The 15,386-nt window shown below is 57.2% G+C and carries 10 protein-coding genes; 7 read left to right on the top strand and 3 right to left on the bottom strand.

The window, feature by feature from the left end:
• Positions 1–131 precede the first annotated feature (131 nt).
• On the bottom strand, positions 132–1,349 hold the full coding sequence (locus HY298_24475; protein ID MBI3853415.1) for a hypothetical protein: 1,218 nt from the start codon (positions 1,347–1,349) through the stop codon (positions 132–134).
• Positions 1,350–1,497: 148 nt separating this feature from the next.
• Here HY298_24475 and HY298_24470 point away from each other — a divergent pair, with 148 nt between their 5' ends.
• The 6 genes from HY298_24470 to HY298_24445 all read left to right on the top strand — a co-directional run bounded on the left by HY298_24470 (position 1,498) and on the right by HY298_24445 (position 11,165).
• Entirely contained in the window at positions 1,498–1,890 is a 393-nt protein-coding gene (locus tag HY298_24470) for an ACT domain-containing protein (protein MBI3853414.1), read from the top strand.
• 78 nt (positions 1,891–1,968) lie between these two features.
• The gene (locus HY298_24465; protein MBI3853413.1) at positions 1,969–3,447 is read left to right on the top strand and encodes an alpha-amylase; all 1,479 of its coding nucleotides are present in this window, start codon (positions 1,969–1,971) and stop codon (positions 3,445–3,447) included.
• A gap of 195 nt (positions 3,448–3,642) precedes the next feature.
• Entirely contained in the window at positions 3,643–8,265 is a 4,623-nt protein-coding gene (gene gltB / locus HY298_24460; protein ID MBI3853412.1) for a glutamate synthase large subunit, read from the top strand.
• Positions 8,266–8,279: 14 nt separating this feature from the next.
• Positions 8,280–8,765 carry a retroviral-like aspartic protease family protein gene (locus HY298_24455; GenBank protein MBI3853411.1) on the top strand — a complete coding sequence of 162 codons (486 nt, stop codon included), beginning with the start codon at positions 8,280–8,282 and terminating at the stop codon, positions 8,763–8,765.
• A gap of 7 nt (positions 8,766–8,772) precedes the next feature.
• Positions 8,773–10,257 (top strand): glutamate synthase subunit beta, encoded by a 1,485-nt coding sequence (locus HY298_24450; protein ID MBI3853410.1) that lies wholly within the window; start codon positions 8,773–8,775, stop codon positions 10,255–10,257.
• 254 nt (positions 10,258–10,511) lie between these two features.
• A complete protein-coding gene (locus tag HY298_24445) occupies positions 10,512–11,165 on the top strand; it encodes a phosphoesterase (protein MBI3853409.1) in 654 nt (217 codons plus the stop codon).
• Here the strand turns inward: HY298_24445 and HY298_24440 are convergent.
• Positions 11,129–11,518: a hypothetical protein gene (locus HY298_24440; GenBank protein MBI3853408.1), complete on the bottom strand. Its 390-nt coding sequence runs from the start codon at positions 11,516–11,518 to the stop codon at positions 11,129–11,131. The genes HY298_24445 and HY298_24440 overlap by 37 nt on opposite strands.
• Positions 11,519–11,643: 125 nt before the next feature.
• Here HY298_24440 and HY298_24435 point away from each other — a divergent pair, with 125 nt between their 5' ends.
• A complete protein-coding gene (locus HY298_24435; GenBank protein ID MBI3853407.1) occupies positions 11,644–12,714 on the top strand; it encodes a serine hydrolase in 1,071 nt (356 codons plus the stop codon).
• A 14-nt stretch (positions 12,715–12,728) separates the two neighbouring features.
• On the opposite strand, the gene HY298_24430 is transcribed toward HY298_24435, so the two are convergent.
• Positions 12,729–15,113 carry a PQQ-dependent sugar dehydrogenase gene (locus tag HY298_24430; protein MBI3853406.1) on the bottom strand — a complete coding sequence of 795 codons (2,385 nt, stop codon included), beginning with the start codon at positions 15,111–15,113 and terminating at the stop codon, positions 12,729–12,731.
• Between the last annotated feature and the right edge of the window lie 273 nt (positions 15,114–15,386).

Here is a 15,386-nt window from a genome sequence, read left to right as displayed (position 1 = left end):
CCTGAGGGTTGTGCCGCCATCGTGTGATGGCAGCAGGTTTTTTTGTCCCCCTCAGGATGCCTTTTTTCCACCCCCCGCCGTCCACAACTTTTGGAAATTTCTCGTCTTGGGAGTTGCTTCTCTCGTTTCGGTTACCATTGTCGCACGCGGTAGAAGCGCTGTGAAGAAGTGGCCGCCGGATCACTCAGGATCTTGAGAGTGCCGTCTCCGGGTATTGGCGGCAGTAGGGTCCAACTTGCATCAGTGAGCGAATTCTTAGACTCCAACCTGTATCTCTTCCCTCTGACCGTCTGCACAGAAACGTTGAACGTGCCATTGCTAATAACTGGATTTGCTGGCTGCGCGAAAGACGTAGGCGGCCCATCGCCAATCATCGCCAGATCGTGGCGGTAACCAGCCGCGATAGCCACAACGTTCGTCAGCCCGGAAGGAATTCTATTGGTCTGGTCGTAGTTGTTGATTATGCCCCAAACTACGATTGTACCGTCACTTTTCAGCGCCAGACTGTGATACCTACCTCCCGCAATCGATACGACATCGCTCAAGCCCACCGGAACACTGGTTTGGCCTCCGTCGTTTGCTCCCCACGCAACAACTGTGCCGTCGTTCTTTAGCGCAAGTGAATGATACGGGCCGCCAGCAATCAGAACCACATTACTCAGTGCCGTTGGAACGGTTGTCTCACCGTAACCGCAGCCAGGCCCCCAAGCGACCACAGTGCCATCACCTCGAAGAGCTAGACTGTAGCACGCACCCGCATCTATCGCCACGACGTTGGTGAGATTTGGCGGAACGTTCGTCAAGTCGCCCCAACTAAGCACGGTCCCATCTGCTTTTAATGCCAAACTGTGATCGCAACCCGCCGCAATGGTGACCACATTTGACAAATCTTGAGGGACACCATACAGGCCATAAAGGTAGGTACCCCAATAGACTGCCGTTTCGTCGGCTTGCAAAGCCACATCATGATCGCAACCTGCTGCAATCGTCACCACATTGCTCAACCCTGCCGGAACGTGGTCCGATCCGGCTTCAGCTTGACCCCAGACCACAGCCAACCCGGTATCCTTCAACGCAAGGCTGTGCCAGTAACCCCCTTCGATTGCTACGGCGTTAGTCAAGTCAGGTGGAACATTTGTTTGACCGGCATTGTTCAGCCCCCACGCAACGACCGATGTGGAACCAGCCTGTACACGGGGCGGGAGCGGAACTGTGATCGCGCAAACAAAACACGTGGCAATCAAGAGCTTATTTGTGCCTTGGATTCGAACAACAGCAACGAGATGGCGAAGTGGGAGAAATAAACCCGTGGATGGCAAGCGTGACATCTGCATGATCTGAGAGTACATACAAATTAGATTCCGTCAAAGCTGAAGTCAGGTTGGTTCCGAAGGTTTCATGGCTAACTCTGACTTTATAAGATTTATTCAGCGCGTTGGACAAACCAGAACGAAACGGCTAGGGTGCAATTGTAGCTGCTTTCAGGAAGGAAAAATTATGCAAATCACAAAACAACTCGCCATATTCCTCGACAACCGCCCCGGCATGTTGGCCCGCGTGTGCGACGCGCTGGCCGAAAACAAAATCAACATCTACGCCATCACCACCAGCGACACGGTGGACCACAGCGTCATCCGCATGGTCGTGAGTGACTACCGTAGAGCCCTGCACCTTTTTGAAGAACACGGCACACTGGTAGTGGAGGACGACGTGATCATGATTGAAGGCGACAACAAACCTGGTTCGCTGGCCAAGCTCGCGCACAAACTGGCTGACGCGAAGATCAACATCGAATATTGCTACTGCGCCACACCGCCTAACGTGAAAAAAGGTCTATTGATTCTGCGCGTCTCGGATGCAAAGAAGGCGCTGAAGGTGCTGAATTCGTGATGCGTAGTACGTGTTTCGTCTAGGACCGGTCGGGACGCTTGCTGATCTTTCCAACGCGACTTGGAATCCGCAACCCTGATGAACCCGCTGCTCTACGAAATCAACACGCGCTGCTGGTTGCGTGAACTTTCGGAGCGCAGCGGCAAAACCGTCACGCTGCCGAACGTGCCGCAATCCGAATTTGTCGTCTGGCAGCGTCTCGGCTTCACGCACATCTGGCTCATGGGGGTCTGGCAAACCGGCCCGCGCAGCTGTGCTCAAAGCCTTGCCCAACTCGAAACCCGCCACGCTTGTCGCGAGCTGCTGCCAGACTTCACCGACGCCGACATTGCCGGTTCGCCTTACGCCATCGCAGATTATCAGGCATCCCCAGCGTTGGGCGGCGAAGCCGCGCTGGAGATTTTTCGCGAGCAACTCCACGCGCACGGTCTGAAACTGATTTTGGATTTCGTGGCCAACCACGTCGGCCTTGACCATCGCTGGGTCACAGAAAGGCCCGAGCTGTTTGTCCAAAGTCCTGGCGAGACCGCGGGATTCTTCCGCCAGCCGACCCGCCGTGGCACTTACTGGCTCGCGCACGGCAGAGATCCTTATTATCCGCCGTGGGCCGATACCGTCCAACTTGACTATCGCATTCCCGCCACGCACAGGGCGATGATTGATCAGTTGACTTCCGTGACACGCCAATGCGATGGCGTTCGGTGCGACATGGCCATGCTGTTGCTCAACGAGGTCTTCGCCAGAACCTGGGCCGACTTCCCGCGTTCGAACGCCGTGCCCGTTCATGAGTTTTGGGCCGATGTTATCTCGTACATCAAACGCGTTTCTCCGGAGTTTCTTTTCATGGCTGAGGGCTACTGGGATTTGGAAGCGCGGCTGCAATCGCTCGGCTTCGATTACACTTATAACAAGCGACTCTACGATCACCTCGTTCATCGTGAGCACGCGGAAGTTCAGCGCAACTTGCTGCAGGCCGGGCCGGGATTTGTCAACTCCAGCGTTCACTTTCTGGAGAACCACGACGAGCCACGCATCGCCTCGCTGCTTACCTTGCCCGAACATCGCGCGGCAGCACTTGCGACCTTTGGTTTGCCGGGAATGCGGTTACTACATGAGGGTCAACTGACTGGCGCGACGAAGCGTGTCAGCGTTCACCTCGGTCGCCGTCCTGTCGAACCAATTCAACCGGACATCGCGGCGTTCTACGAACGACTGCTGCAAGTTCTGAAAACCACATCCGTCGGCAAGGGTCGGGGCGTGATGCTCAATCCGTCACCGGCCTGGACCGGCAATCCAACGGCGCAATATTTTGTTATCGTCCAATGGCAGTCTGCGCCGCCGGAGTTCGACCTGGTGGTGGTCAATCTCGCCCCGCACCCCAGCCAATGTTACGCGCCGCTGAGGATCGCCGGGTTGGCCGATCGCAACTGGCAGTTGACCAATCTGCTCGGCGACGAACAATACCAACGCAGCGGCGATGATCTGGCGCGGGCGGGCCTTTATCTGGATGTTCCGGCGCAGGGCGCGCAACTGTTCCATTTCCAACCGATCCTTTGATGACCCGCTCAGAACGCTGTTTTCCTGAACGTTCGGGCAGGTGGACTCGACAGCGACCGGGAGGCGGCCTCCACTTTTTCAATTTGAACTGTTGCACTCCGCACCGGATTGCGTCAAAAATAGCAAAATTTAGATTCTAGGAATCGAACCGAGATGATTAGATCGCGCTCCCAAATGACAGTCAGAGCAAACGAAATGAACAACGACAACCAGCGGCCCCTGACCGGGCCACCGCCCAAACAGGGGCTTTACGATCCGCGGTTTGAGCACGAGGCCTGCGGTGTCGGATTCGTCGTCAACGTCAAAGGCAGGAAGTCCCATCAGATCATCCAGCAGGCGCTTCAGGTTCTGGTCAACCTCGATCATCGCGGCGCGTGCGGTTGTGAAGCAAACACCGGCGACGGCGCGGGCATCCTCATGCAGATGCCGCACGATTTTCTGAAGGAGGTTTGCCACCAGGACCAAATCGCACTGCCGGCGCAGGGCGAATACGGCGTTGGGATGGTGTTTCTACCGCAGAATCCCGATCATCGCGCCGGCTGCGAGTCGCTGTTCGAAGGGATTATCGAGGACGAAGGTCAGCGTGTGCTCGGCTGGAGGACGATTCCCACCAACAATCAATCGCTCGGCCACACTGCCAAGGCCGCCGAGCCGTTCATGCGACAGGTCTTCATCGGTCGCAATCCGAACATTTCCGACAACGAGGCGTTCGAGCGCAAACTCCACTTCATTCGCAAGCGCGCCGCGCGGTCCATTCGCTACGCCAACAGCCTGCCCGGCGGAAATTTCTTCTACGTCGCGAGCCTTTCCTACAAAACGCTCGTCTATAAGGGCATGCTGCTCACCGAGCAGTTGCCGCAGTACTACCCCGATTTGACGAACCCGGCGATGCAGTCCGCGCTCGCGCTCGTCCACTCGCGTTTCAGCACGAACACGTTTCCGAGCTGGGAACGGGCGCATCCATATCGCTACATGGCGCACAACGGCGAAATCAACACCTTGCGCGGCAACATCAACTGGATGCACGCCCGCCAGTCCATGTTCCAGTCCGAACTGTTCAGCGACGATGTTAAAAAAATCGTTCCCGTCATCAACACCGACGGCAGCGACTCCGCGATGTTCGACAACTGCCTTGAAATGCTGGTGATGACCGGCCGCCCGCTGGCGCACGCGGTCATGATGATGATTCCTGAGCCGTGGGAAAATCACGAGAGTATGAGCGCGGAAAAACGCGCGTTCTACGAATTTCATTCGTGCCTCATGGAACCGTGGGACGGCCCGGCCTCCATCGCGTTCACCGACGGCATCCGCATCGGCGCGTGCCTTGACCGCAACGGCCTGCGGCCCTCGCGCTATTACGTCACGAAGGATGACATGGTGATCATGGCGTCCGAAGCTGGCGTGTTGCCCATCGAGCCGGAGCGCATCGCGCACAAGGGTCGGCTCCAACCGGGACGCATGTTTCTCGTGGACACGGAGCTGGGCCGCATCGTCGCCGATGAGGAACTGAAGAACCAATTTGCCAAGGCCCTGCCGTATCAAGAGTGGCTCGACGAGAATCACGTTCTGCTCGAAAATCTCGCCGAACCGTCGCGAAGCACCGAGCCGGAGCATCGCAAGCTTCTGCAACGCCAGCAGGCCTTCGGCTACACGTTCGAGGACTTGCGATTCATCATCGGTCCGATGGCCAACGACGGCGTCCAGCCCATCGGCTCAATGGGCACAGACACGCCGCTCGCCGTGCTCTCGAACAAACCGCAACTCCTCTACAACTATTTCAAGCAACTGTTCGCGCAGGTCACCAACCCGCCGATCGATCCTATCCGCGAGGAGATTATCACTTCGACGGAAACAATGCTCGGCAGCGAGGGCAATCTGCTCAAGCCAACTCCGGAGAGTTGCCGGATGATCAAACTCAAACATCCGATCCTCACCAACGAGGAACTGGAAAAACTCCGCCACGTTGATCGCCCCGGCTTCAAAGCGATCACGCTGCCGATTTTGTTCGAAGCCGCGGCGGGGGCAAAAGGACTCGCGAGCGCGATCGAAAAACTATTTGCCGACGCAGACAACGCAGTCGCTGAAGGCATCAACATCCTGATCTTGTCCGACCGCGGGGTGAATGCACAGCAGGCACCGATTCCCGCCCTGTTGGCCTTGGCGGGCCTGCACCATCATCTGATCCGGCAGGGCACGCGCACGCGCGTTGGCCTGGTGCTGGAATCAGGCGAGCCGCGCGAGGTCCATCACTTCGCGTTGCTCATCAGCTACGGTTGCGGGGCCATCAATCCGTATCTGGCGTTCGCAACGCTCGACGATCTGATCCAAGAAGGAATGCTCGTCAACCTCGACCACAAAACCGCGATGAAGAAATACATCAAGGCCGCCGTCAAGGGCGTCGTCAAGACGATGGCCAAGATGGGCATCTCGACAATTCAGAGCTATCGCGGCGCGCAGATTTTCGAGGCCATCGGTCTGAACACCGAAGTTGTGGACAAGTATTTCACCTGGACTGCTTCGCGCATTGAAGGCGTTGGCCTGGACGCGCTGGCGACAGAAGTTTTGGCGCGGCACCGGCACGCGTTCCCGGAACGCGCGGTCAATGGCGAGGTGCTCGATGCCGGCGGCCAATACCAGTGGCGGAGCGATGGTGAGTATCACCTGTTCAATCCGCAATCGATTCACAAGCTTCAGGCGGCCTGCCGGCTCAATAGCCCGAAGCTGTTCAAGGAATACTCCGAACTCATCAACAACCAATCCACCAACCTCTGCACCTTGCGCGGCCTGCTCGACTTCAAGTGGGCGGAAAACGCAATTCCCATCGAAGAAGTCGAATCAGTCGAGGACATCGTGAAGCGTTTCAAGACTGGCGCGATGAGCTACGGTTCGATCAGCAAGGAAGCGCACGAGGGACTGGCCATCGCCATGAATCGGCTCGGCGGCAAGAGCAACACCGGTGAAGGCGGCGAAGACCCGGAGCGTTACATCTGGTCGAACGAGCAAGGCGATTCCAAGAACAGCGCAATCAAGCAGGTCGCCTCCGGTCGCTTCGGCGTGACGAGCAGTTACCTCGTCCATGCGCACGAATTGCAAATCAAAATGGCCCAGGGCGCCAAGCCGGGTGAAGGCGGCGAGTTGCCGGGCCGGAAGGTTTATCCACCGATCGCAAAAGTCCGTTACACCACGCCGGGTGTCGGACTCATCTCACCGCCGCCGCACCATGACATTTATTCCATCGAAGACCTTGCGGAGTTGATACACGACTTGAAAAACTCGAACCGCGACGCGCGCATCAGTGTGAAACTCGTCGCCGAAGTTGGCGTGGGCACCATCGCCGCTGGCGTCTCCAAAGCGCACGCCGACGTGGTGCTGATCAGCGGCCACGATGGCGGCACAGGCGCGTCGCCGCTCTCGTCCATCAAGCACGCGGGCATTCCGTGGGAACTTGGCCTGGCCGAGACGCACCAGACTCTGGTGTTGAACAACCTTCGCAGCCGCATCTATGTCGAAACCGATGGCCAGCTCAAGACCGGTCGCGACGTCGCCATCGCCACATTGCTCGGTGCCGAAGAATTTGGTTTCGCCACGGCGCCGCTGGTGGTGCTCGGCTGCATCATGATGCGCGTTTGCCACCTCAACACCTGTCCCGTCGGGGTGGCGACGCAAGACCCGAAGCTGCGCGAGCGGTTCGCGGGCAATCCGGACCACGTCGTGAATTTCATGCGTTTCATCGCCACCGAATTGCGTGAAATCATGGCCAAACTCGGCTTCCGCACCGTCAACGAAATGGTTGGCCGCACGGATAAGCTCGCGCCGTGGAAGGCCATCGAGCATTGGAAAGCGCAGGGTCTCGACTTCACCAAGATTCTTTACCAGCCCAATGTCGGACCGGAAGTCGGTCGCTATCGCCAGATTGATCAGGACCACGGCCTCGACAAGTCGCTCGATGTCACGCGCCTGCTCGACATCTGCGAGCCGGCCATTGAGCGCGGCGAACGCGTCCACGCCGACCTGCCCATCCGCAACGTCAACCGCGTGGTCGGCACCATCGTCGGCAGCGAAGTGACAAAGAAGCACGGGCCGACCGGTCTGCCCGAAGACACGATCAATCTCAAATTCACCGGCAGTGCGGGCCAGAGTTTCGGCGCATTCATCCCGCGTGGCATGACGCTGGAACTCGAAGGTGACGCCAACGATTACTTCGGCAAGGGTCTGAGCGGCGGCAAACTCATTGTTTATCCGCCGAAAGGTTCCTCGTTCGTCGCCGAAGAAAACATCATCATCGGCAATGTCGCTTTGTATGGTGCGACCAGCGGGGCGGTGTTCGTGCGCGGCATGGCGGGCGAACGTTTCGGCGTGCGCAACAGCGGCGTCAATGCCGTCGTCGAGGCTGTCGGCGATCACGGCTGCGAATACATGACGGGTGGGCGCGTCGTTGTGCTGGGGCGGACTGGGCGGAACTTCGCCGCGGGCATGAGCGGCGGCATCGCCTACGTGCTCGACGAAGCCGGCGATTTTGCCTCGCGCTGCAACATGGAACTGGTGGGCCTGGAAAAACTTCAGGATGCGGATGAGATCGAGGAAATCTGGAAAATGATCCAGCGTCATCAGGCTTACACCGAAAGCGAGCGCGCGGCGAAAGTGCTGGGCGCGTGGGTTGAGATGGTGCCCCGGTTCGTGAAGGTCATACCGAAGGATTACAAACGCGTGTTGCAGGCGATGAAGAAGGTCAAGGATCAGGGCCTCACCGGCGAGGAAGCCGTGATGGCTGCGTTCGAGGAAAACGCCCGGGACGTGGCGCGCGTGGGCGGAGGTTGAGCTAGTGTTTGCGTATGGGCTTGTTTTACGTTGGCTGCAAAATCGCAAATCCTGCTGATTTTTGCAAATCAGCAGTCATCTCGCGCGTCAAGGTGGACACCGGCGCGGAATCAACGTGGATTGATGGAGCTGTGCTGGAAAAAATCGGTATCGAGCCGCGCAAGAAGGACATGCAATTTCAAATGGCGAATGGCCAGTTGATCACTCGTTCGGTGGGATACGCAGTCTTGAGGGTGGAAAGAAGTGAAACTGTGGATGAAGTCGTATTCGCGCAAGAAGGGGATATGCAACTGCTCGGTGCGCGGGCACTCGAAGGACTGAATCCTAAAGTCGATGCCCGAAGCAAGAAACTCGTGGCCGCCGGACCGATCCTTGCCGCGACGGCCGTGCCGCCTCGTTTCGCCAAGTTGATTCGCGTGCCGGTTCACGTTCCAAAGTTGCGACGGAAGAGCATGAAGCGAATCCAGTCTCGCCGCCGAATCAGTTTGAAATCGAAATAACTATCAAATGGGAAAACCGACCGGCTTCATTGAATATCTCCGGGAGTTGCCGCTGGACCGTTCGGCCATCGAACGCATCCGCGATTGGAACGAGTTTCATTACCACATGGAGGAGCAGAAGCTCCGTGAGCAAGCGGCCCGCTGCATGGATTGCGGCATCCCCTTCTGCCACACGGGCACATTGCTCAATGGCATGGCTTCCGGCTGCCCCGTCAACAACCTCATTCCCGAATGGAACGATCTGGTCTATCGCGGCCTCTGGAAGGAAGCGCTCGAACGCCTGCACAAAACGAACAATTTCCCGGAATTTACCGGGCGTGTCTGCCCCGCGCCGTGCGAAGGCTCGTGCGTGCTTGGCATCAACAATCCACCCGTCACCATCAAAAACATTGAGTGCGCCATCATCGACAAAGGGTGGGAGGAAGGCTGGGTGCAGCCGCAACCGCCGAAACAACGGACGGGACAAAAAGTGGCCGTGATTGGCTCCGGCCCGGCGGGCCTTTGCGCCGCCGCGCAACTCAACAAAGCCGGCCATGCTGTCACCGTCTTCGAACGCGCCGATCGCGTTGGCGGCTTGTTGACCTACGGCATCCCCAACATGAAGCTCGACAAGGAAAAGGTCGTGCTGCGCCGCGTTAAACAGTTGGAGCAGGAAGGCATCAAATTCGTCACCAATACCGAAGTCGGTAAAAATTATCCGGCGGACAAACTACTGAAGGAATTCGATGCCGTTGTCCTTTGTACCGGCGCGACCAAACCCCGCGACCTGCCCATTGAAGGCCGCAACCTCAAAGGCATTCATTTCGCGATGGAATTCCTCCAGGCCAATACCCAGGCCTTGCTCGATGGCCACAAGAACGGCAACTACATTTCCGCCACCGGCAAAAACGTCATGGTCATCGGCGGCGGCGACACCGGCACGGACTGCGTCGGCACCGCAATGCGCCACGGATGCGACACTCTTGTCCAGTTGGAAATCCTGCCCAAGCCGCCGCTCGACCGCGCCAGGGACAATCCCTGGCCCGAATGGCCGAAGGTTTACCGCCTTGATTACGGTCAGGAGGAAGCCGCTGCGAAATTCGGCGCTGACCCGCGCGTCTATCTGACCACCGCGAAAAAATTCGTCGGCGACGACACCGCCCACGTCAAAGAAGTCCACACCGTGCAAATCCAGTGGGAACGGAACGATAAAGGCCAGTTCGTGCCCAAGGAAGTTCCCGGGACGGAAAAAATTGTTCCCGCCCAACTCGTCCTGCTGGCGATGGGCTTTCTCGGCCCGGAACAACCGCTGCTCGATGCGCTCGGCGTCGCACGCGACCCGCGCACCAACGTGAAGGCCGATTACGAAAAGTATCAAACGAGCATCCCGAATGTTTTTGCCGCCGGCGATTGTCGTCGCGGCCAAAGCCTCGTCGTCTGGGCCTTCAACGAAGGCCGCGGCGCCGCCCGCGAATGCGATCGCTATTTGATGGGCGAGACAGATTTGCCATAAGGCACCGCCGACACTTCGCTCGGCCTTCGCGGATGAACGCGAATTCAGTTGCCAAATGCGAGGAATCGCGGCAACGCAGTGCTGCTGAAGCTGCAAAACTGGCACAGATCAGGACGCCGTTTCACTGCTTCATCAGGGAAGAGCTGTGAATAACCGTCGAATAACACGTTTATAAGAACCAATATGTTTTCCTCGTGAAGACTTCCGGGTATAATCACCATTCGAAAACCACAGTATAGAAAGGGAAGAAACGAATGGCAGCAGAAGAACGAGTGCTTTGTTTTGAACGGAAACTTCTCGAAGAGCTGGGCGTGTTTCAGGGTATCAGCCTGGAAGTCGAGAAATACCTTCCAGTTGTTACTGCCGCGCGACATGTGACGTATCTCACCCGCAGCCACGCCGAACAGGACACGCGTTACAAACAGCTTATCCCTTACGTCCTGCTGATGTGCGGCGACAAATTACTGCGATACCGACGGGGAAAGGGCGGCCAGGAAACACGGTTGCATGGGCTGTTTTCCGTCGGAATCGGCGGGCATATCTCCGAGGAAGATCACGAACTTTTCTCAAACAATGCCTATCAGGAAGGCATGAGGCGAGAACTGATGGAGGAGATGGCCGTTGATGAGGTCAAAGAAACGGCCGTCGCCGTCATCAACGATGACAGCACCGAGGTCGGCCAGGTGCATTTTGGAGTCGTGCACATCATGCAGGTGGCCACTGAGAATGTTGCGGGCCGACGCAGCGGCATCCTCGGGCCTGAGTTCATTCCGCTTGCTGAAGCTGCCAAGGATTTGTCCGCTTACGAATCGTGGTCGCGCTTTTGCCTGGAACACTTGGATGTGCTGCGGTCCAAAGCCGCGGTCGCCGGCTACACGGTTTCGGAAAGAGCGATGGAAACGCGATGAATACCTTTGAAGAATTTCAAACACTCGCGGCCAAAGTGCCACTCGCTTTGCGCAATGATCGCGACCGGATAAAATTTCCTGTCTCTGGACTTCAGGAAGAAACGGGCAAGATTGGCGGTCTGCTCGCCAAAGCATTTGCTTCCGGCAGATTCAGTCTGACGCTTGAACAGCGGACGGAACTCCAAGACAGATTCGCCGATATTCTCTGGTATGTGGCTCTTCTCTCTCGCGAAGCAGGAATCGGCATGCAAGCCGTCGCGACACATTGTATCGCACAACTGCAAGTGAGAAAAAGGAAACTCGATCCCGACCGACGATGAATACGGTCTGGAGGTCTCGTCCAGTTGACGCACCCTAACCGTATTTGTCGCGGTTACAGTCGGTCATCCGATAGAATTAAATAGCTTCGACTGACCTTGATGTCGTTTCAGTTTTTTATCGCTGACAGACTTGCGTGTTTGCTTGCTACCATTTCGCCATGAAGACACTTCTGACCGCTGGTTCAGTTTTCTGTGGGCTTTGTCTTTTCGCAAAAGGCCAAGTTCTACCGCCGGAGAAAGTCGTCTATCCCACCGCGCATTGGGAAACCCGCCAGCCAGAGCAAGTCGGATTGTCCCGCGTGAAACTCGATGCGCTCAAGGAACTCGTCGGCGGACGCGGTTGCGTGGTGCGGCACGGTTACATGGTTTATTCCTGGGGCGATCAGAGCAAAAGTTACGATGTCGCCTCCGCAATGAAGCCGGTCATCAGCACGCTCCTGTTCATCGCCATCCAGGAAGGCAAACTCGACAGCGTGGACGCGAAAGTTTCCGACGTTGAGCCGCGCCTCAAATCGCTTAACGACGGCAAGGATGCCGCCATCACCTGGCGACATCTCGCGTCGCAAACCTCCGGCTACGGACTAATCGAGAAACCCGGTGAGGCCTGGTCCTATAACGACTTCGCGATCTCACTCTACTATGACACGTTGACGGAAAAAATATTTCATCAACCGGGTATCGAGGTGTTTCGCTCGCGCATCGCCGAGCCATTGCAGTTTGAAGATTCATTTTCGTTCAACAAGCCGCGTGAAGGTCGGCTGGCCGTTTCAGTTCGCGACTTCGCGCGCTTCGGCCTGTTCTGCCTGCATCAAGGTCGTTGGCGCGACAAACCGTTGTTGAACGAAAAGGCGTTCGTTGTGATGACCAATTCGCCGGTCGCCGCCACGCTGCCCCGCACGAGCGGAAAGGAGGCGGAGATGTTGTCCGGTCAACGCTCGATTGGGGGCGGCAAAAACATCACGCCCGCTGGGCCGGGCTTTTACAGCTTCAACTGGTGGCTCAATCGCACGAACAAAAGCGGCCAGCGACTTTTCGCCGTTGCGCCGCCGGACACTTACGTTGCCAGTGGCCACGGCGGCAAGCGCATGTTGTGGATCATTCCCAGCCTCGACCTGATTGTTTCGTGGAACGACAGTCCGATCGATGATCACGACCAATCGCCCGGTAATCCAAACACCAAATGCAATCAAGCCGCACGACTCATCTGCGAGTCAGTTGTCGGACCGTAAGGGTGTTCACCTTTTCATTTCGGAATCTGATTCAAGGTGTAATGGAACATGTCGTGCCAAAGTTTCTGGCCATCCGCACTCGTCGCATCCAGCGCGCGCACCATCACGACCTTGCCGGGCAAGCATCCCTCCGTGCGCAATCGAACTTTGAGCTGATCGGTCGATACCTCGGCTTTTGTCACGCGCACCGGCGGGCCGGGAATTTTCGCGTCGTGGTCGCTCTCAGGCGCGCCATGTTTCCCTTGATAGACATAACCGTACTGCGCGGCGTCGTAACTCTCCGCGTTGCCCGCCGTGGCGGCATCAACGGGTCGCGTGAAGCTCAACTCGAATCCGTCGCGCGTGGCGTGGACTTCTTTGATTTCGAATGGTGTCCGCCCGGTGAAACTCACGCGGTCGAGCGAAGTTGGGTTCGGCGCGATGCTCGCCCAATGGCCCATCCGCAAACCGCCGGCGTAGAGTTTGCCGTCCGGACCAAAAGCCAGCCGGTTCACGCCGGAGTTGAAACCCTTCACGAACGGAAACACCGTGCCCTGCCACTGGCCATTCACTTTTTCGAGCGTCACGCGGACGACATTCGCATTTTGAAATTCGCCGACCAGCATCTGTCCTTTGAACGGGCCGAAGTGTTCGTCGGTGATCGTTGTGATGTCGCTCGCCGATTTGACCCACGTATAAGGAAACCAGACGGCCGGCGGCACAAAGTTGGTGTCGCCGTTGAACTGTCCGAGGGGCGCAGGCCGCGCGCTCGGATGTCCGTAGAATTTTCCCGGCTGCAAATGATTTAACTTGTTGGCTGGAATCCATTCGCCTTGATTGTCGGTGGCAAACAGGTCGCCCTGATAAACTCCCAGCCCGTTGGCCATTCTGAAGCCTGAGCAATAACCCTCCATCGCAAATCGACCGGCGAGCAACGCGCCCCTGCTGTCCGCATTTTTCATTTTGAATTTTTCATTTTGCATTTGTGGCTTCACCCGCACGCACCAACCCAAGTAGGGCACGTCATACACGCCGCGATGGCCGGTGAGCATCACATAAAAATTTCCCGCGCTGTCAACGATCGGCCCGGTGGCAAACGAGTGATAGTTGCCATTGTAACCCCAATCATCATTGAGGCACTCGAAGAGATCCGCCTCACCGTTGCCGTCCGTATCGATCAGTCGGGTCAACTCACACTTCTGCGTGACGTGGATTTGGCCCTTGACGACCTTCGATCCCATCGGCTCGTTCAAGCCGCGCGCGAAACGCCGCCACTTGGTTTGCGCCGTCGGGCCAGTGGGGTTCTCAACAATCCAGACTTCGCCGGGCAACGTGCAGATGGCCAAATCCCCGTTCGGCAAAAAATCCAGTCCGCCGACGCGCAAGTTGACTTCCTTCGGAATGGGAAGATGTTCGACGCGATAAAACTCATCGCCGGCAGGTTTGTCCGCAAAGGAAGCTTCCGGGTGAAAAATTGCCGGCGGCACATCCTTGAGGTCTTTTTCGCTGCTCGTAAGAAATCGCAGGCGTGGTGGGTTCACTGGCACATTAACCAGCGTGGGAACCAATTTCGCAACCTCGTCATTCGACTGACAAACCAGGTTGGCGATTTCAAAGGCGATGGCCGAGGTGTGTGCCGGAATCTTTAAACATAGCTGCGCTTGATTGCCTTCGACCGCGTTGGTGATAACGGCGCTGTCAGAACCTTTGCCGCCTTTTTCCGTATCCACCGTTACCGGATAATGAACGTTCTCTTGTGTCGGACGCCAAACCAACCCGCGCGCGCCGCGAGCAATCGCCAACAACAGATCATCCTTCCGCTTGATGATTGCCGCAGCAGGCCAACCGGCAGCCCCAACCTCGCCCAACTCGGCATGCGCCAGCAGCCAGAGATCGCGGTCGGACGGTGCCATGTCGAAATGGCGCACTAGAATTTGACGCCCTTCAACGACCTCGCTCATTGGCGTCTCGTGAACGCGAACGATTTGCGCGGTGCCGAGCGCGACATCGTAAAGAAACGTCGTCCGTCCGCCTTTGGTGCTGATGCCTTTGAAGTCCACCCTCGCAGGAGTGTGACTTTGATCAATTCTTGCAATTGCACCAACCGACCACGGGAGGAACGGTGGATTACCCCACAGCCGCGCGCCACTAAAATCGCAGATAAAGCGATTGGCAGAGTCATTGTAAGGCGGGCCGAAGAGATTCAGGCTCTCGCCCTCCCACACCGTGTGCGTTCGCAGCAGCTTGGCATCAAACGCCACATGCAGATTGGTCGCAACCGAGACAACGATGCTGCGGCTGGCCAACCCCATCGGTGCGCGGCGAAACGGCAGGTCAGACGGATCGTGTTTGGGGCTGACTTGGTTCGGCTGAGCCATTCCGCTCATGGCCGCCATCCAGCCGATGAGTGGAAGTGTCACAACAGTCCGGAATGGTGCAGTCAACACGCGGAGCAAGTTAGCGGTCAACGCTCCGTTGGCCAGCGGAAAGTGACGCGAGACATTGCGCTATTCAAGCAGCACCTATGGCACACGGACAAGTTTATGTTGCCTCACGGCTGGCCGGTTAAGGTTCTAATCATTGTTTGCTACAGTTTATTTCTGAGCGACTTGCACATGAAAAGTGATGTCACGCATTTGAAATTTGAGGTGTCTCTGCGCACGCTTCCGGCGCATGAATTCCGGCCGCTACAT

Source organism: Verrucomicrobiota bacterium (genome assembly GCA_016200005.1).
Lineage (GTDB): Bacteria > Verrucomicrobiota > Verrucomicrobiia > Limisphaerales > PALSA-1396 > PALSA-1396.
This window is presented reverse-complemented; position numbering and strand designations above follow the sequence as displayed.